The organism is Vibrio sp. CB1-5, from assembly GCF_059412285.1.
Map to the genome: position 1 here is coordinate 38,916 of NZ_JBJHPB010000018.1, position 18,686 is coordinate 57,601.

At 45.6% G+C, this 18,686-nt stretch carries 13 protein-coding genes and 4 tRNA genes; 12 read left to right on the forward strand and 5 right to left on the reverse strand.

All coding sequences use genetic code 11. The features are described 5' to 3' along the window. The first annotated feature begins 56 nt into the window (after positions 1-56). Positions 57-1,502, forward strand: a complete 1,446-nt coding sequence (gene viaA / locus ACJB0T_RS13615) for an ATPase RavA stimulator ViaA (RefSeq protein ID WP_479293143.1) — start codon at positions 57-59, stop codon at positions 1,500-1,502. Positions 1,503-1,582: 80 nt separating this feature from the next. Here viaA and ACJB0T_RS13620 read toward each other — a convergent pair whose 3' ends face one another. Both ACJB0T_RS13620 and ACJB0T_RS13625 read right to left on the reverse strand, forming a co-directional pair. Then, positions 1,583-2,794, reverse strand: a complete 1,212-nt coding sequence (locus tag ACJB0T_RS13620; protein ID WP_479293145.1) for a NupC/NupG family nucleoside CNT transporter — start codon at positions 2,792-2,794, stop codon at positions 1,583-1,585. Between the two features lie 229 nt (positions 2,795-3,023). Then, positions 3,024-3,962, reverse strand: a complete 939-nt coding sequence (locus ACJB0T_RS13625; RefSeq protein WP_479293147.1) for a LysR family transcriptional regulator — start codon at positions 3,960-3,962, stop codon at positions 3,024-3,026. Between the two features lie 257 nt (positions 3,963-4,219). Here ACJB0T_RS13625 and ACJB0T_RS13630 point away from each other — a divergent pair. From ACJB0T_RS13630 to pulA, 9 genes are all read left to right on the forward strand, one after another. Continuing rightward, positions 4,220-4,293, forward strand: a tRNA-Cys gene (locus ACJB0T_RS13630). 238 nt (positions 4,294-4,531) lie between these two features. Next, positions 4,532-4,777: a nitrite reductase gene (locus tag ACJB0T_RS13635; protein ID WP_479293149.1), complete on the forward strand. Its 246-nt coding sequence runs from the start codon at positions 4,532-4,534 to the stop codon at positions 4,775-4,777. Between the two features lie 168 nt (positions 4,778-4,945). Then, a tRNA-Gly gene (locus ACJB0T_RS13640) sits at positions 4,946-5,051 on the forward strand. A gap of 63 nt (positions 5,052-5,114) precedes the next feature. Further along, positions 5,115-5,201, forward strand: a tRNA-Leu gene (locus ACJB0T_RS13645). Between the two features lie 39 nt (positions 5,202-5,240). Further along, positions 5,241-5,314: transfer RNA gene (locus ACJB0T_RS13650), tRNA-Cys, on the forward strand. 286 nt (positions 5,315-5,600) lie between these two features. Further along, positions 5,601-6,752: a hypothetical protein gene (locus tag ACJB0T_RS13655; RefSeq protein ID WP_479293151.1), complete on the forward strand. Its 1,152-nt coding sequence runs from the start codon at positions 5,601-5,603 to the stop codon at positions 6,750-6,752. Continuing rightward, a complete protein-coding gene (locus tag ACJB0T_RS13660; RefSeq protein WP_479293153.1) occupies positions 6,739-7,131 on the forward strand; it encodes a hypothetical protein in 393 nt (130 codons plus the stop codon). Before ACJB0T_RS13655 ends, ACJB0T_RS13660 begins: the two co-directional genes overlap by 14 nt. Before the next feature lie 20 nt (positions 7,132-7,151). Beyond that, complete coding sequence (locus ACJB0T_RS13665) at positions 7,152-7,799, forward strand: hypothetical protein (RefSeq protein ID WP_479293155.1); 648 nt, start codon at positions 7,152-7,154, stop codon at positions 7,797-7,799. A 329-nt stretch (positions 7,800-8,128) separates the two neighbouring features. After that, positions 8,129-12,139: a pullulanase-type alpha-1,6-glucosidase gene (pulA, locus tag ACJB0T_RS13670; protein WP_479293157.1), complete on the forward strand. Its 4,011-nt coding sequence runs from the start codon at positions 8,129-8,131 to the stop codon at positions 12,137-12,139. Between the two features lie 81 nt (positions 12,140-12,220). On the opposite strand, the gene ACJB0T_RS13675 is transcribed toward pulA, so the two are convergent. Beyond that, entirely contained in the window at positions 12,221-12,541 is a 321-nt protein-coding gene (locus ACJB0T_RS13675; RefSeq protein WP_479293160.1) for a heavy metal-binding domain-containing protein, read from the reverse strand. A gap of 156 nt (positions 12,542-12,697) precedes the next feature. Further along, entirely contained in the window at positions 12,698-13,510 is an 813-nt protein-coding gene (locus tag ACJB0T_RS13680; protein ID WP_479293162.1) for a phosphate ABC transporter substrate-binding protein, read from the reverse strand. 178 nt (positions 13,511-13,688) lie between these two features. Between ACJB0T_RS13680 and ACJB0T_RS13685 the strand changes: the two genes are divergently transcribed. Then, positions 13,689-14,036, forward strand: coding sequence for a DUF3024 domain-containing protein (locus ACJB0T_RS13685; RefSeq protein ID WP_479293164.1), 348 nt, complete (start codon positions 13,689-13,691; stop codon positions 14,034-14,036). Between the two features lie 100 nt (positions 14,037-14,136). On the opposite strand, the gene rnb is transcribed toward ACJB0T_RS13685, so the two are convergent. Continuing rightward, positions 14,137-16,149: an exoribonuclease II gene (gene rnb / locus ACJB0T_RS13690; protein ID WP_479293166.1), complete on the reverse strand. Its 2,013-nt coding sequence runs from the start codon at positions 16,147-16,149 to the stop codon at positions 14,137-14,139. A 433-nt stretch (positions 16,150-16,582) separates the two neighbouring features. Between rnb and ACJB0T_RS13695 the strand changes: the two genes are divergently transcribed. Further along, entirely contained in the window at positions 16,583-18,505 is a 1,923-nt protein-coding gene (locus ACJB0T_RS13695; protein ID WP_479293167.1) for a DEAD/DEAH box helicase, read from the forward strand. The last annotated feature ends 181 nt before the right edge of the window (positions 18,506-18,686 follow it).

Sequence of the window (18,686 nt, forward strand, 5' to 3'; positions counted from 1 at the left end):
GAGGCGTGACAGCCTATGGCGAGCTTTGTGGGTTAAAATATCGAACGGAGGCTGTGATGCTGGGAGCAGATGGGTTAAACCTTGCGTTGATGGTCGCCGAATCAGGGCTTATTGATTCGGCGGTGAATGATTTGATGGCGCGCTCACAAGTACTGGCGATAAGTGAAAATCGCGGGATGCGCAGTTCAGTCAAAAACCATCTGCTCAAATGGCGTGGTTCGGTGAAAAAGCGCATGACCCGTGTTTGTGAAACCGAGCGTTTTCAACAAGAACTTGCCTTGTATCAAGAAGTGATTCACTGGGACGAGGCGACATTTTTCGAGCGCATTCCCAGCGTTGTCAAGAAGTTAGAGTGGCACTCTGCATTTTACCTTCAAGCCAGAAGACTTCTGGAGAAAAATAAGTCTGTTAACAATCCTATGTTTCCCCGTTACTTCTGCGATCTCTGGTACAAGAGCCTCGCCGATGCCATCAAGCAGGCAGAAGTCTCTGAGCTTGAAGCCAGCAAAGAGAAGTTCTTAGCTGATTTGTATCAACGCATGGAAACCATCAAGGATATGGATACGGTTACTCAGCAGGGCGATGAAGCAACCATGGGACGACTGTGGGATATGGCTGCCGCTAAGCTGACCAAAACCGATTTGAAAACAATGCACAGCCATGCGGAGTTTCTGAAAAAGAATGGCGCGTTAAAGCAAATCGCGGAACAACTGGGCCGAATGGCGAGTGAGCAAGATGATCCGGAGTTAAATAAAGCTCAGGCCGATAATGTGGAAATGGTCGAAGAGCAAAGTGATGAAGCAACCGATGACATTGTTGGCATTCACGAATCAGATGATCTTAATAAACTGCTTCCCAATGAAACCATGTTTCTCGCATACCCAGAGCTAGAAGTGGTGTTTTACAAACACTTGGCCGACAAACGTTTGATGAACTATAAAACACAAGGTAAATCGAGAACGTTAAAGAAAGTTCGCACTACTGCACCCGACAACAGTAAAGTCGAGCTTGAAAAAGGCCCATTCATCGTTTGTATTGACGCTTCAGGCTCAATGAGCGGTTTTCCAGAGCAGTGCGCAAAGGGTATGGCTTATGCATTAATGCAAATCGCCTTAGCTGAGGAGCGAGAATGTTATGTGATTCTGTTCTCAACTACTCACATCACTTATGAACTCACCAAACAAGACGGCCTTCGTGAAGCGGCAGACTTTCTTAGTTATTCCTTTCATGGCGGTACCGATCTCGAACCGGTATTAGAAAAATCCATCGACTTAATGCAGAGCGATACCTATAAAAATGCGGACATGGTGGTGATTTCGGATTTCATTGCACCAGAGCAGTCGCAAGAGCTTATAGAAAAAGTCGATGGGCTTAAATCACGCAAGAACCGCTTTCACGCAATTAACTTGTCAAAATATGGTAATCCGTCACTGATGAGCATGTTTGACCACTGTTGGTCGTATCATCCCACTTTGGTGGGGCGTTTGATGAAGAAGTGGTAAAGAAGACTAGTAGTGGAGAGGTGATACATCCTTGTATCAAAAGAACCGATCCTTTCGTTCTTGAGCCTAGGGTTGTCGGTTTAACCGAGGGTAAGTATCACACCTACAATCGCTGCGCTCATTAGGTTAGCGAGAACGCCAGCCGCGATTGCTCTAAAGCCATAGGTAGAAATGAACTTTTTACGTTCAGGAACCAAACTGCCTAGCCCGCCAATTAACATAGCCATACTTGAGATGTTGGCAAATCCACACAGCGCAAAGGTTACGATGGCTTGAGAGTGTTCAGACAACTGATCTTTTACAGAGATCATTTGGATGAAAGCAACGAACTCATTTACGACAATCTTGTTTCCAAGCAGTGAGCCCGCAACGATAGCTTCTTCCCAAGGAACACCGATAAGCCACGCGACTGGAGCAAATAGATAACCTAGAATGATCTCAAAGCTAAGCTCAGCGCCAAATAGCAAACCAAACTGTTCAAGCATGCCATTAAGAAGGGCGATTACGCCAACAAATGCAAGAAGGGTAACTCCTACAGCAAAAGCAATCTGTGCGCCTGACATTGCGCCGTCAGCGATGGCTTCTACTACGTTGTTGGCTTTTGGAAGGTCGATATTCGAGTCTTGGTCTTGATCGAAGGAGTCGGTATCTGCTGGTGGAACTAAGATCTTAGCCATAAGTAGACCCGCTGGTGCAGACATAAATGCTGCCGCAATCAAGTAGTTGAGTTCAACTCCCACCGACGCATAACCAACGAGTGTGCCGCCAGCAACGGACGCTAGACCACATGTCATCACCGCGAAGAATTGAGAATCGGTCATTTTGCCAAGGTAAGGTTTTACAACTAGTGGCGCTTCAATGAGGCCTACGAAGATGTTCGCAGTGGCAGACAATGACTCTGCTTTTGCAGTGCCTAGCAGCTTGCTAAGCGCTCCGCCAATCCACTGAATAATGCGTGGCATGATGCCTAAATGATACAGAGCTGAAATAACCGCAGAGAAAAAGACAATAACGCCAAGTACGTTAATGGCGAAGATAAACCCAGCGCTTCCTGTTGCTAGGTCTCCGAACAGGAACTGAATGCCTTGTTGTCCGTAGTTGATTACGCCGCTCACAATTTGGGATACACCAAATAGAGCTTGCTTGCCCGCAGGAACGTAAAGCACCAGCACTGCAAAGAGGATTTGTAGTGACAATGCAAGGGAAACGGTTCTCAAAGGAATGTTCTTGCGATTCGTCGAAAGAAGATAAGCAGTGGCAAGAATTACCACCATGCCGAGTATAGAAGTCATAATAGGAAGCCTGTATTAAACTAGGTGGCGAAGTGTATTGACTATAAAGTTTGATGCAATATAGACTTGTTACGGCAATGTAATGGGCTTTTTGTGGTAACTTGGTATGGCTAATATAATCAGTGGTTTATGGTGATTCTGAAGTGTGTCTTTTCCATAGAGAAAAGGTGCTTGTCTATTTGGTGGTGTATACTTTGAGCTAAGGCTCAGGTTGATAAGCCATACTCGGTTACAACAAAGAGATATGTTTGTTCAACCGCACGTCCCAAAACGGAGGTTGACCAATCTTATTCTTAATGAAATCGATGATGATTCTTGTCTTTTTAGGTAAATGCTCACGTTTAGGGTAGACAGCGTAAAACGGCATAACTTGCCCGAGTTTCCAGTCTGGCATCAGTTGTATTAGCTTGCCGTTCTGAAACTCATCTTGAAGAAGGTAGGAGGCCAAATAACCGATACCCCAGCCACTGATAACGGCATCACGTACCGCCTCTGCCAAATCTACTTTATAGTTGCCTTTGACGGACACAGTGAGCGTTTCATCTTCTTTGTAGAATGACCAATCGTTGTAGACACGATCGCGGCTTTGATACGTGATGCAGTTGTGATTGAGTAGCTCATTGGGTTCAAGTGGTGTTTGATTCTCAATAAGGTACTCAGGCGATGCGGCTAGGACAAACTGACAATCTGCCATTCGCTGCGCGACATAACCTTCAGGAATTTGCTCAACATTGGTGATCCAAAGGTCGACATTGTCTTTGAGCATGTCGATACGATAATCAACTAGGGAAACTTCCACATCTAGCTTGGGGTAGGTATTTTTCAACTCCGCAATCATCGGAATAATATGCATAGTTCCAAATGATTGGGCGAGGGCAATTCGAACCACGCCGGCCACCTCATTAGAAAAACTCTCTACCTCTGCGTCAACGTGACTGAGTGCATCGACGATTCTTTCTGCTTGTTTTAGGACTGCGTGTCCCGCATCGGTGATGGTTATCTGTCGACTTGTACGCTGCACTAACTGAACACCGAGCACAGACTCAAGTTTATTGAGCTGTTTACTTACATAAGAGACGGAACACTCGAGCGCTTGTGCAGCACTGCTCATAGAACCGTGTCTGTGGATGGCATGTAGGACAATGAGTTGATTGGCTTTTTCTAACATAAGATTCTTTTTGCGGCGTTGGAGCGTTAACTTTAGAATGGCGAGAGTCTTCTGATCAAGTTTTCTTGCAGGGAATATCTTGGAAATGTCTTGTGCGTTGTTTTAGATTTGGTCATTGCAGATGCATTCTTGTTCATCTTGCTCGGAAAGTCAGCGAACGAACATTTTTTTCAAGTTTTTGTTTGACTAATTTTCTCATATCCGTAAAGTATGCCTCGAACACGACGAGAGAGCTTCTCTAACGTGTTGAAAAGAAAGGCGCCTTGGCAGAGTGGCTATGCAGCGGATTGCAAATCCGTGGACCTCGGTTCGACTCCGGGAGGCGCCTCCATCATTCAGAAACCTCGACTCATGTCGGGGTTTCGTCGTTTCTGAAGCTAAGAAATTTAGTATTCTCATACAGTTGCCACTCTTAGCCTTTAATCTAAATCTGTTTATTTAACTCTGTTCTCACTTGAACCAAGCTATATTTCTATCACCCATGGCCTCTCCTTGTTGATGTCTTGTGTCACGCAATCCCTTCGGCTTCGTTCAATGGCTTTAAAAGTAGGTTGTGCATAGAGGTGATTATGACGGACGTTCTGGTGGTACTGATTATTTTTGGCGCTATTTTTGGACGGGGCATGATCCGGGCTTTTACTGCGCATCGGGAAAAGATGCGTGTAGTTGAGTTAGACAATGCGAATTCGCAAGCAGAGCGAGCAAATAGTGATCTATTAGAGAAAGTAGAACGGCTATCCGAGCGTGTTGAGGTACTGGAAAAGATTGTTACAGATGAAAAATATCAGCTTGATCGCAAGATTACCAACTTGTAGATTGTTGTATTTATCGGCGAATTGTTCGTGCTTCATACCGCAAAGTTCGCTATTTAATCACATGATTCATAAAGTGAAAAATACCTGTTGACGGAAAATCTCAATCCGTTAAAGTACACCTCGTTCTCACGGGGAAGCCCGGTGAAACAAAGTCTGAATAGACAAAATGCGACACTAGCTCAGTTGGTAGAGCGCAACCTTGCCAAGGTTGAGGTCATGCCTTTTTTATTAAGAGCTAGGGAACCTCGTGCCCCAATCGGGTCGAGTCGCTCCAAATTAAAAGTTATTGCAAAAGCGGTAACTAAAGATGGTGTTTACCCATCGCAATATATTGCGTGCCCTGGTGGTGGAATTGGTAGACACAAGGGATTTAAAATCCCTCGACGTTCGCGTTGTGCCGGTTCAAGTCCGGCCCGGGGCACCATCTCTAAAAGCTGAGTGGTTACTTAGCAGAAAAAATAAAGGCGCCTTGGCAGAGTGGCTATGCAGCGGATTGCAAATCCGTGGACCTCGGTTCGACTCCGGGAGGCGCCTCCATTCAATTTTAAATTCTACTCCAATATTTTCCTTTCAGAGCGCTACACGGTTTTTGATTAACAAACACGTTTACATTTTGTAAGAGCAAAAGATTTCAACGATTTCCTGTAGTTAACCTAACTAACGGCACTAGTGCTTTACACTCTGTATCACGGCCAACCTCCCACAAATAATAACTCTTTTTAAATTAGCAGCTTAACCATTGGCATAAACTATGCTCATTGGCTTCTGACTCTCAAAGCGCACTTAGCAGTATGCGTATTCTTTTGCTCAGAAGGACAGAACGATGAACAACAGTCTATTACAGCACCTGCCTCGGCAAGGGGCAGTTATCGCACTTGGTATGTTTTTATATGCCAGTCCATCTCACACTCAGGCCGCTGGCTGGGACTTTGGCGATGATTATGAACGCCGATGTATGGCGGATGCCTATCTTCTCAAGCCAGGAAACTCCTTACCGCAAAACCAACTGAACTGTACCGCCAACGACGTGGAAATTACCAATGTTGTACCTGTTGGGATCAGCGAATGTACACCTGGGCAAGTCGTCAGCTTTGATGCCGATGTGACCATCCGCACCAATGCTAAAGAGCGTTACGACACCACTTTTTATCTTCCACTAACACCGGAATCGCCTCAGGTTGTTCAAGGTGGAGCGGAGAACTGTAGTCTTATATTACCCAAACCAGGAGACAGCGGAGCTGACCAAGATGTAGATATTGATGGCGACCAATGTGGGGATATCATCAAAACTAATACCGGCGCCCAGTATGTACTAGTCAATGAGCGTATCAACATGCTTTGTGTCGATAATGATCAAGATGGCCGTGCAGATTTTACCTACTGTGCAGCATGGGACAATATTGAAAGGAACAACTGTACCGTTGAAGATGCCAACTTCTCCTCTGGCCAGATCCCAAACACTAAGTCGAAATGTAATTGTGACACCTTCAACATTGATTTGTTTATACGACCCAACCCGCCAGCTATTAACAAACAATTGGTATCAGCAAGCAGTGTTTCGGAGCCTGGTGGTAAATTCGACTATACGGTGAATTTCACTAACCCAAGTACCGCTTCATCCTTGTTTGTCACTTCGTTAATTGACGAAGTTTCCGTCGCTCCAGTAAGTAGTGCACCAGCAGATTACTCGGTTAACCTACTCTTACCGCCAGTCTCAACACCAACGCAATCTGATCCAGATGGCGTTTATCTTGTCGCGAATACATGTCACACACAACCAACGGAAGTGGTCCCTTCAGCAACGTTTAGCTGCACGTTTTCTGTATATATCAAAGACATTGATCTTGATAACACCACTAAAACAGAGGTCTATCGGGATGTGGTTAATGTTGGCTTAGAGGATAAGAACAATGAATCAGTAGGGGATGGTTCGACATGTCCTACATGGCTAAGTTCTGGGAATGGCAGTAACTGAGCCGGGTGGCCAAGTTACTTATACCGTGACTGTCACGAATACGTCGGCGTATTTTGACTCTCCAGTTTCTATCGATGCCCTTAGTGATAATTTGTTTGATATAACGAGTGGAACGGGCACCTGTACTACCGGAGGAACACTCAATGCGGGTGAACAAGCAGTGTGTACCTATACCAAAAGCATCACGGGTAATTTTGGCGATATAGCGATTGTAAACACCGCTAGTGTTACGATTTCCGACAATGAGGGTGACACAGCAAGTGGCAGTAACTCACATGCTGTTGCGATACTCGATGTTCCTTCCAGTATCTCGCTAACGAAACAGGCGACGATCCATCCGTTGTTCGAGCTGTTGATTATACCTTTACCATTAGTGTAAATAGCTCAGGTGTCGACACAGTGACATTTAGTTCACTATTGGATGACAAGTTTGGTGAACTGGCTGATGAATGTCTGGTTGACGGAGTCACCAAGTTGAGTGAGTATGTGGCCAATCCGGGTGATGTATTCTCTTGTGTTATCTCTCGTAACTTACAAGGTATTGCTGGGGATAGTCACGTAAACAAAGCGGATGTGAAAGGGCAGGATGCCGATGGTCAAAATGTGATGGCCGTTGCCACTGAGACAGTCAACTTCACTGACCTTCCTCCAACCATTGATCTGGCCTTTGCACCTCGTATCGTCGTGGTATTGCAAATTCAAAATACCAGTATCGAGGATGTACAGTTAGCTGGGCTAACCGTGTTTGATCAAAATGTACTTGAAGCCGATTTGGTCGATGATGGCTTTACGTTCCGAAATGTAGGTGGTGTTTACAACGAAGTTGCTTACCCCGCATGTCAATTGAATCAAACCATCCAATATGCAGGCTCGGGAAGTGATACTTATCTATGTGCCTTTGTCATCGACTTTGTAGCCGGACTCGACGATGTGTCAGCTGTAAACTTTGATGCCAACGCAGGTAATGCTGTGGTTGCAACCGTCAAAGATGAGCAGGGTAACATGGTGAGCGGTAATGTCACCGTTCAGCTCGTTACTCAGGAATAGTGAATCTTATTTTTCATATTGAAATAAGGATGGGTCAAATATTGATCCATCTATCTCATTGCAGGTTGATTTCTACGCCTTATGTTCTCCACCCCCTTAACTACGCCTGAGACTGGTTGGGCGGAATGTTGTGCGCTTGGTTGCGTTTTGTTGGCTTTTTTTTGCACTATGTGTGAAATGACTCCAACGAGATGGTTATTTTATCCATTTCAATAACTTTAATTACATTTTTCACAGTTTGTATATGGCCGCTTTTCTTACGATAGAGGCAGGTGAAGTCTTTGATGTGTAAGACGACTCTTTTCCCTCTATAACAAAAGGTTTAGAAAGTGGACAATAAAAAACTAAACATGACAGTGGTTGCTAAAACCCTAATACCGTTGCTCTCTGCAGCGGTTCTAGCGGGTTGTAACTCTAGTAGCAGCGATTCAGGCACGGATGCAGGCGGTAGTAACGGCAATATCGATGGGTTGTACACCGCGGCTGAGAACGAAGTAGTTATCTATTATAAGCGTGATGTAGCAGCACAATCTGGTGGCTCTTACGAGGGTTGGGGTTTGCACCTTTGGAATGGTGAAGGGTGTACTAGTACTGACCTTGAAGCGATGGGTATTGGCGCTGGAGGTACAGGGTGGGACGCTCCATTCCCTTACACTGGTGTTAGTGACACTTATGGTGCGTACTATGTTTTAAAAGTGAATCCTGATGCCTCTGATCCTCATGAGTGTATGAACTTTATTCTACATAAAGGCGACGAAAAAGCATTCGGTGGCAACAACCTACAAGTGGAACTTCGTAATCTTCAAAATAGCGAAAGCAAAGGTATTTTTGGCTTCCACGGCAGCAGCAAACTTTACTATGCACCTATTGAAGAGCGCCCGGTAGTTATTGATGGACGCTCCGCACACTGGATTGATGCAGACACTATTGCTTGGGAAGCAGCGGGAAGTGCGAGCAAAGTTGCGCTTTACCATAGCAGTACAGGTGGCATTGTACTTGATGAAGACAAAAACATCTCTGGCGGTGAAAAACTTGAGCTTTCTATTGGGGGGGATCTTAATGACGATCAAAAAGAACGTTTTAGACACCTTGCAAGCTTAAAGACGGTAACCAATAGCTTTACCGCGCAAGAGATTCACAACTTACTTAAAGGCCAAGTTGTCATCGTAGCTTACAACAGTAATGATGAAATCATGGCAGCGACTGAGATTCAATCGGCGGGTGCACTGGATGCTATCTATGCTTCAGAGGAAGCTGGCGATGCAATGTCAGAGACACTTGGAGCGATTGTAGAAGGTAGTTCAGCAACATTTAAGTTATGGGCGCCAACTGCGCAAAAAGTTGCCCTTGAAATATACGATGAAGATAAAAATCTCGAAGAAACGGTCGATATGGATGAGAACACAGAGAATGGTGTTTGGTCGAGCGATCCGGTTTCTGGCGCGGTAGGTAAATTCTATCGCTATCACGTCACGGTTTACCATCCAACAACGGGCAAGGTAGAAGAGCGTCTCGTCACCGACCCATATTCACTAAGCGTGTCAGCCAATTCTCGTTACTCACATGTTGTGGACCTTAGTGATCCTGCTCTAGCGCCAGCAAACTGGGGTGGTGAGTTTGAAAGCCCAACAAAGAATGACATCGACCACGTATTGTACGAGTCCCACATCCGTGACTTCAGCTTTAGTGATGCAAATGGTACGACCGCAAACAACGGTAAATACCTAGCGTTCACAGAAGCAGAACGTGAGTCAGTGAAACACCTACAAGCACTTAAAGATGCCGGTATGACAACGCTACACGTACTTCCTGCGTTTGACATTGCAACGGTTGATGAAGTTAATCGAGTTGATATTACTGACACGGTTGGCGATCTCTGTGAGGCTAAATCAGACGCAGCAATTTGTGCCACTGGCAATATGGGTGACACCATCGAGTCTGTTCTAGAAGATTACGATACCTCAACGGGTGATGCTCAAGCTCTGATGAATGATCTTCGCATGCTTGATAGCTTCAACTGGGGGTACGACCCGTTCCACTACACAGTGCCAGAAGGCAGCTACGCAAGTGATGCTGACGGCTCGGCTCGTATTAAAGAGTTCCGTGAAATGGTTCAGGCGACTCATGATATGGGGCTGAAATTTGTAATGGACGTTGTGTATAACCATACCAATGCGTCTGGTGTGAACGACAAGTCAGTACTGGATAAGATCGTCCCTGGATACTACCACCGTTTAAACATCAACACCGGTGACGTTGAAATGTCGACGTGCTGTGATAACACAGCAACTGAAAACCTCATGATGGGTAAGTTGATGGTCGACTCGCTGAAAGTGTGGGCTGAGGATTATAACGTTGATGGCTTCCGCTTTGATCTAATGGGTCACCAACCAAAAGCGTTGATGGTAGAAGCACTTGAGGCGGTTAAAGCGATTGACGAAGACACCATCTTCTACGGTGAAGGTTGGGACTTTGGTGAAGTCGCTCAACACGCTCGTTTTGAACAAGCAACACAGATTGCGATGGCCGGCACAGGCATCGGTACCTTCTCAGATCGTCTGCGTGATGCCGTTCGTGGTGGTAGCCCGTTTGATGGTGGTGAAGATCAAGATGGTCGTCGCTCGCTTAAGTATAACCAAGGCTTTGGTAATGCGGCTTACATGAACGATGAGGTTGAAGACACTGCCGCAACAACTAAGGCGATGCTACATAACCAAGACCTAGTACGTTTGGGTATGGCAGGTAACCTAGCAACTTACGTTCTTCTTGATTCAGAAGGCAACACAACTCTGGGCAAAAACGTAGATTACAATGGTGCGCCAGCAGGTTACACAGAGCAACCGTCAGAAAACATTTCTTATGTGTCTAAGCACGATAACCAAACGCTTTGGGATAACAATGCCTATAAGATTGCGTCAGGTACATCGTCTGCAGAGCGCGCTCGTATGCAAACGGTATCTCTGTCTACTGTGATGATGGGGCAAGGTATACCATTTATCCATATGGGCTCAGAGCTACTTCGTTCTAAGTCAATGCAACGTGACTCTTACGATTCTGGTGACTGGTATAACCGCGTTCGCTTTGACGGTTCAGACAACAACTGGAACGTTGGTCTACCTCGTGAAGACAAAGACGGCGCAAACTGGAAGCTGATTAAAGAGATCATTGCAGACTCAACGGCTAAGCCAGATGCGGACGATATCGAGCTGTCTAAGCAGCAGTTCCTTGAGTTACTTAAAATCCGTAACAGTAGTGACCTATTCCGCCTAACGACAGCAGCAGATGTTAAAAACCGTGTTGACTTCCGCAATGTTGGCGAAGATCAGGTTCAAGGTCTAATTGTGATGTCGATTGACAATGGTACGAAAGCAGGTAGTGACAATCTTGATAAAGAAATTGATGCGATTGTTGTCGTTGCTAACTCAACATCAGAGCAACAAGACTTTACTATCGATGGGACTGAAGGCTTCGTTCTGCATGATGTACAACAGAACTCAGCAGATATCATTGTGCAAGATGCAACATTTGCAAATAGCACATTCTCTGTCCCTGCGCTAACTACAGCTGTGTTCGTGCTACCACGAGATGGTGCTCGAGGAGAAGGTCTTCCGGTTGATCTTTCAAACAAAGATGTGTCAAATCTTCCACCATATGGCGAGACGAATGTTTACGTCCGTGGTGGTATGAACGGCTGGGGAGCGAGTGAGGACTGGAAGCTGCAGTTTATTGCCAATGGTATGTACACGCTGACAGCGCCACTTGAGGCTGGTGATTATGAGTTCAAGTTTGGAGATGCTAACTGGGGTGATGTAAACATCCCTTGTGATTGGGCTGATCAAGCAAGCGACTCGATCGATCTTGGTACAGAGGGTAACTGTAAACTCTCGGTTGAGACTGCCGGCAAATACACGTTCACGGTAGATGCTTCGTACATGCAAAACGATACGGCGGATAAACCTGTTGTGTCAGTTGTTGCAGCACCAGATGCGCCAACTTGGGGTGATACGGCATTATACCTACGTGGTGATGTCACTGACTCTGGTTGGGCGGCGATTGACTCGGCGAAGTTTACTTACGTAGCAAACGATGTTTACGCACTTGAAGTATCGCTAAGTACGGGTAACTTCTCCATGAAAGTAGCGGACTCTAACTGGTCAGATGCAACTATCTTTGCACCAGACGCCGAAGGTGTTTCAGTTGAATTTGGCACGCCTCTTACACTAAGTGTGGGATCTGGCACTCAGAACTTAGGTATTGCTATTCCAAGTGCTGGCGACTACCGCTTTGAGGTTAACTTTGCTGATAAGGGTGCACCAGTACTTACGGTTACGCAGCTATAATTTGATGTAACATATAACTTAAAAGGCAGCGAGATTTCGCTGCCTTTTCTTTATTTGGGAGATAGGAAATAATAGCAGTGGCTAGTCGACAACGACTGCGGTGCCACTAGCCGAAACCATCAACATTCCATTACCTGTCCCCAATACTTCGTAATCCAAATCCACTCCAACGACTGCATTAGCACCCATATCACGGGCTTTTTGTTCAAGCTCTTTCAAAGCAATTTCACGAGCTCGTTGAAGCTCACGTTCGTAAGTACCAGAGCGGCCACCCACAATATCACGCAGTCCTGCAAACATATCTTTAAACACATTGGCTCCGAGTATGGCTTCCCCAGCGATGACGCCTTTGTAGCTGACAATTCTTTTGCCTTCAACCGTTTGAGTTGTTGTTACTATCATTGAATGCTCCTGTGTGAGAATGTCTAAACAAGTGGTTACACCTTAGCAGGAGTTCTTACATATCGAAAAGCGCCATCAATGAAATCAAAGGTTTTGTCACAATCTAATAAATAAAAAAGGAGAGCAATGCTCTCCTTAAATAAACAATGAAATTAACTATTTAACGGGCGTATAACCATACTCTTCAATCAATAACTGGCCTTCTTTTGAAAGGACGTAGTTAATGAATTTGTCAGCATCGTCATCGATGTCGTCTTTCTTATGAAGCAGTAGAAATGGTCGAGCTAATTTGTACTTACCTTCTGAGATATTCTTGGTGTTAGCTTCGATGCCCTCGAACGTAATGGCTTTGATCGAGCGGTCCACAGAACCTTCTGAGATAAAACCAATCGCATGTGGGTTGTGGTTCACGATCGTTTTAACCATGCTATTGCTATTAACGACTAGGTTGGTAGGGTTGATGTCTGAAACGGTTCTGTCGTTAATTACGCGTGTTAGGCCAAGTAGGCTTTCAAAACTTGCGCGTGTGCCTGAAGAGGCTTCTCGAGTGACGACGGCAATTTTTTGGTCAGAACCACCAATCTGTTTCCAGTTAGTGATTTTGCCTTTGTAGATATCAAACAGTTGCTCACGGCTTACGTTTTGCACGGGGTTAGCTAAGTTTACTACCACCGCTAAACCATCATAAGCAATTGGGAATACCTCAAGTGACTCGCTGTTCTCTTGAACGGTTAGGAAGCGGCTGCTCATGCCGATATCGGTGGCGCCTTTTTCTAACAAAGTGATGCCCGCGGTAGAGCCAATCCCTTGCACTGCCACGAATGTATCTGAGTTTTGGTTGTTGTATTGTTCTGCTAATACGTCCATAACACGAGCAACAGAGGTCGAACCGGATACGTTGACTTCTTCTGCTTGAACATGAGCAATGCTGGTAATAGAGAGTAGGGTGGCTAGCGCAATGCGAAGCATAGATAACTCCAAATAAAGTAAGAATTTGCCACATCATATTTCGTTAGTGTGACACTTTTGTGAATTAGCTTTGCCGGCTTTGGGGTTAGCTCTCAATTGCATCTATTTGCGGTATGCAACGCTAACAAAGTCGTCAAAAAGCAGTTATATTAAAGGTATCTATCGAGAGGAAGGGTGTATGACGTTAATTCAAATGTCGCAGTGCCGCCTGGAGCGGTGCGCAGAAATTGTTTGTAGTAACCGAAACCGCAGTATGCCCGTGGAGCTTGGTAAGTCCCTGTTTGAAATGCTTGAACATGGCGTGCTGTTCTCTAAAGCGCACTATTTACTCGACTCAAAGTCTTCCAGTTACACCAGTGCAGTGGCCAAAGTTGAACTGGATGCTAATGACAATCAATGGTTGGTTTATGTGCCCGATGAGCAAGATGGTGACGCGTGGATACCTTATCCGTTTCTTGGAAAGAGCTCTGACTTAACCGCGGTAATGCGTGAGATTGAAAAAGATCCGAAAGCGTATTTTTGGTGATAGGGCGAAGATAGCTAGTTAAACAGATATAAAAAATGGGAGCCTTTGGCTCCCATTTTTACGTTTAAGTGCTTACTTTTAAACGTGTAATTTTACGAAATTACTTTTGCGCTTCTTCCGCGTCCGCTTTTGCTTCGATAGGCGCTTCAGCAAACACTTCTACAGGCTTAGCAACAAGGCTACGTGTTTCTTGGTTTACGTCTGCTAATACAACCTTCAGCGTGTCACCTAGGCGGTAGACCACTTCTTTGTCGATAGCGACTGTGCCGGTTTCGTTGTTGCTTTCGATGCGTTCTTTGTTTGCAACGATTAGCGGGTTTGGAATAAACACGCCGGCGCCATTTTCTAGAAGGCGAGCACGCATACCTGCACGGTTAATGTCGAAGATTTCTGCAGTAAACTCGGTACCTGCTTTTGGTTCATTTTCTAGCGTACGAGCATACAACCAGTCACCAACGGTACGTTCAGCAATCTTGTGATGCTTGCGGTGGATAGCCAGTTCTTCGCCTAGTTCGTCATCTGGCTTTTGTATAGGTTCATTGCCAAGAATAAGCGCCTTAAGAAGACGGTGGTTAACCATGTCGCCGTATTTACGAATAGGCGATGTCCATGTTGCATAAACGTCTAGACCCATTGCGAAGTGCGCATCAGGCTGGTTGCTGATTTCACTGTATGCTTGGTACTTGCGAATGCGGTTATCTAGGTAGCTAGATTCCAGTGCACCTAAATCACGACGCAGCGCTGCGAAACCTTCAAGTGTCGATAGAGATTCTGCAGTATAAGTGGCTTCTTCTTTATCTTGGTTTACGAGTTCTACCACGTCTTTAAGTTTGTCTGCTTTGAAGCCAAGGTGCGTATTAAATACACCGTAGCCAAATGCTTTACTTAGCGCACGACCCGCACAGATGTTTGCGGTGATCATCGATTCTTCAACCAAGCGGTTCGCTGTACGACGCATGTCAGCATGGATTGCCACTACATCGTTATCTTCGCTAAGTTCGAAGCGATAATCTGGACGGTCTGGGAATACAACAGCGTGTGTTTCGCGCCAAGTTGCACGCACTTGTGCAAATTCGCTTAGCTCACGTACAACGGTAGCGATTTCTTCAGAAGGCTTCCATTTGTCACTGCTGCCGTTTTCTAGCCAGTCAGACACATGGTCATAAGCGAGGCGGGCGTGTGATTTAATGTTGGCGGCGAAGAAGCGAATGTCATCACCAATCACGCCATCAGCATCAACGGTAACTTGGCAGCAAATTGCTGGACGTACTTCGTTTTCAATCAATGAACACAGATCATCAGCCAAATCACGTGGCAACATTGGGATATTGCGACCTGGAAGATAGATAGTAAAGCCACGCTCGCGTGCCACTTTATCCATATTATCTTCTGGAGTGATGTAAGCCGTTGGGTCTGCGATAGCGATGGTCAGTTCAAACTGGCCGTTATCGTTTTTCTTAACGTAGAGTGCATCGTCCATGTCTTTGGTCGATTCACCATCGATAGTGACAAACGGCATCTCGGTTAGGTCAACGCGCTCTAGCGCCGCGTCATCTTTGATGTCCCACTGCTCAAGACCTTCTGGCTCAGTATTTGGCAAGTCGTTCTGTGCTAGTGTTACCCACCATGGTGCGATTTTGTCATCGGCGTCAGTGATCTTCTCGGTGATTTCTGCAAAGAAGCCGTTGTCACCTTTAAGAGGGTGGCGAATCAACTGAGCAACAACCCAGTCACCTTCTTTTAAATCATCAGACTTTAGACCTTTAGTCGTTTTCGCCTTTAGCGTTAGCTTTTTAAGCTGTGGATGATCTGGCGTAACGTTCAGTTTGCCTTTAAATAGCTTAACGCGACCAATAAAGCGCGTAACTGCTTGTTCAACTAGCTCTTGAGGCTCTGCTACTTCACGCTCTTTTTCCGTACGAATAATCGCAACGACTTTGTCACCGTGCATACATTTCTTCATGTATGGAGGTGGGATAAAGAAGCTGTTCTTTGCGTCGACTTCGAGGAAACCAAAGCCTTTCTCAGTCGCTTTAATAGTGCCTTCCTTTTTAGGAAGGTTTTCTTGAATTTGCTGCTTAAGTTGAGCGAGTAACGGATTGTCTTGGAACATGTAGTGTCTGTAAACCTTTGCTTAAGAGAAGCGAATATTGTGCTGGATTCTATCATTGGAAAGGAATGGCGTCACATACAAGTTGCGGCAATTCGGCGATTCAATGGTGTAGAGGGTAGGTGAGCTTGTCTTGGCGCAAACCCCAATGCGCCAAGTTTATAGACTACAAATGTGTCAATTTGACTATGCTTTATACAGATTTTTGCTAGAGAGGAGAAAATTGTGATGTATTTCAATTTTTTCTGGCTTTTTTTGTGCTTTTAGGGAATAATCCGCCTCCTTGTTTACGTCCCTAGCGGCTTGATGCGATTTGTTACTTATCCGCATCTGAATGGAATCAGCTCTTAATCGATTGTTTTTAGAGACAATCTGGATCAGTTTGGAATTGGTAGAGCTCGTGGGACCTAGTTATTAATCTAAGAATGGGATCCCAATGACAGATTCTACTATCCAGTTTAGCGATTTAGCGCTGAACGACGCAATCCTTTCTGCTCTTGACGGAATGGGTTTTGTTTCTCCTACTCCTATCCAGGCTGCAGCTATTCCTCACCTTTTAGAAGGTAAAGACGCACTAGGTAAAGCTCAAACCGGTACTGGTAAAACAGCGGCTTTCTCTCTTCCTCTACTTAACAAGCTAGATCTTGGTCAACGTAAGCCACAGGCTGTTGTTCTTGCACCAACTCGCGAACTTGCGATTCAGGTTGCTGCTGAAGTTAAGAACCTTGGTAAAAACGTTGCTGGTCTTAAAGTTCTAGAGATCTACGGTGGTGCATCTATCGTTGATCAAATGCGCGCACTTAAGTCTGGTGCTCACATCGTTGTTGGTACTCCTGGCCGTGTTCAAGATCTAATCAATCGTGACCGTCTACACCTAGACGAAGTACACACGTTTGTTCTTGATGAAGCAGATGAAATGCTAAACATGGGCTTTGTTGACGACGTAACAGAAATCATGGAGCACGCTCCAGAATCTGCACAGCGCGTACTTTTCTCTGCAACTATGCCTCCAATGCTTAAGAAGATCGTTGATCGCTTCCTTCGTGAGCCTGAGTACATCGACGTTGCTGGTAAAAACCACACAGTTGACAAAGTAGAGCAGCAGTTCTGGGTTGTTAAAGGCGTAGAAAAAGACGAAGCAATGTCTCGTCTTCTTGAAACAGAAGAGACTGACGCGTCAATCGTATTCGTACGTACTCGTCAAGACACTGAGCGTCTTGCAGACTGGCTATCAGCGCGCGGCTTCAAAGCAGCAGCACTTCACGGTGACATTCCACAGTCTTTACGTGAGCGCACTGTTGATCACATCAAACAAGGTGTTATCGACATTCTAGTTGCGACTGACGTTGTTGCTCGTGGTCTTGACGTTCCACGTATTACGCACGTATTCAACTACGACATTCCATTCGATGTTGAGTCATACATCCACCGTATCGGCCGTACTGGTCGTGCTGGACGTAAAGGTAAAGCGATACTTCTAGTTCGCACTAACCAAATCCGTATGCTTCGCACTATCGAGCGTGTAACTAAGTCTTCAATGGAAGAAATCCAACTTCCTCTACGTGACAAGGTTGCAGAAGCTCGTCTAGTTAAGCTTGGTGAAGAGCTTGCTCAAGAAACTGAGCACAAGTCACTAGACAAGTTTGCTGAGCTTGTTGAGAAGCTACAAGAAACTCTAGAAATTGACGCAGCAACACTAGCGGCAATTCTACTTAAGCGCCAACAGGGTAAACGTCCACTGTTCTACATTGGTGAAGACCCAATGATTGCGGCTATCGAGCGTGACAAGCAGCGTCGCAAAGAGCGTCGTGAAAACCGCGATCGCGACGGTGGTCGTGATGGTGGCCGTAACTTCAACACTCAAGACTGGGATACATACCAGCTTCAAGTGGGTCGCGAGCAAGGCGTTCAAGTTAAAGACATCGTTGGTGCACTAGCAAACGAACTAGGCCTAACTAAAGGTTCTATCGGTGCTATCAAGCTAGATCGTGAATCAACTTACGTTCAGCTTCCAAAAGCCATGACTTCAGATGTTGCAGGTAAGCTACAGAAGCTACGTATCCGTCAAAAAGAAGCGGGTGCAGTAGTTGTTGATTTCAACGACTTCCGCGAGCCTCGTGGTCGTCGCGATGGCGGTCGTCGCGATGGTGGCGGCTACCGTGGTAACCGCGATGGCAACCGTGATGGCGGTGGCTACCGTGGTAATCGCGAAGGTGGTCGTGACGGTAACCGTGAAGGCGGTCGTGGCCGTGGTCGTGATGGCGAGCGTCGTTTTGACCGTAACCGTGGTGGCGATCACCGTGGTAGCCACCGTGGTGAGCGTTCATTCTCACGCGGCAACCGTCGTGACGAAGCTTAATTAAAATTGAGCATTCAAAAATAGTTGAAAGCCGAGCGTAAGCTCGGCTTTTTTGTATGATGAATGTGCAACGTGTTCGCGAGGCTACTATAATCAAGGGGTGTAATGGATTAAATTCAACTCGTGAATTAAATCCTGGTTTGATCATTATCAATAAATATCATTTTGATACACTCAAAAT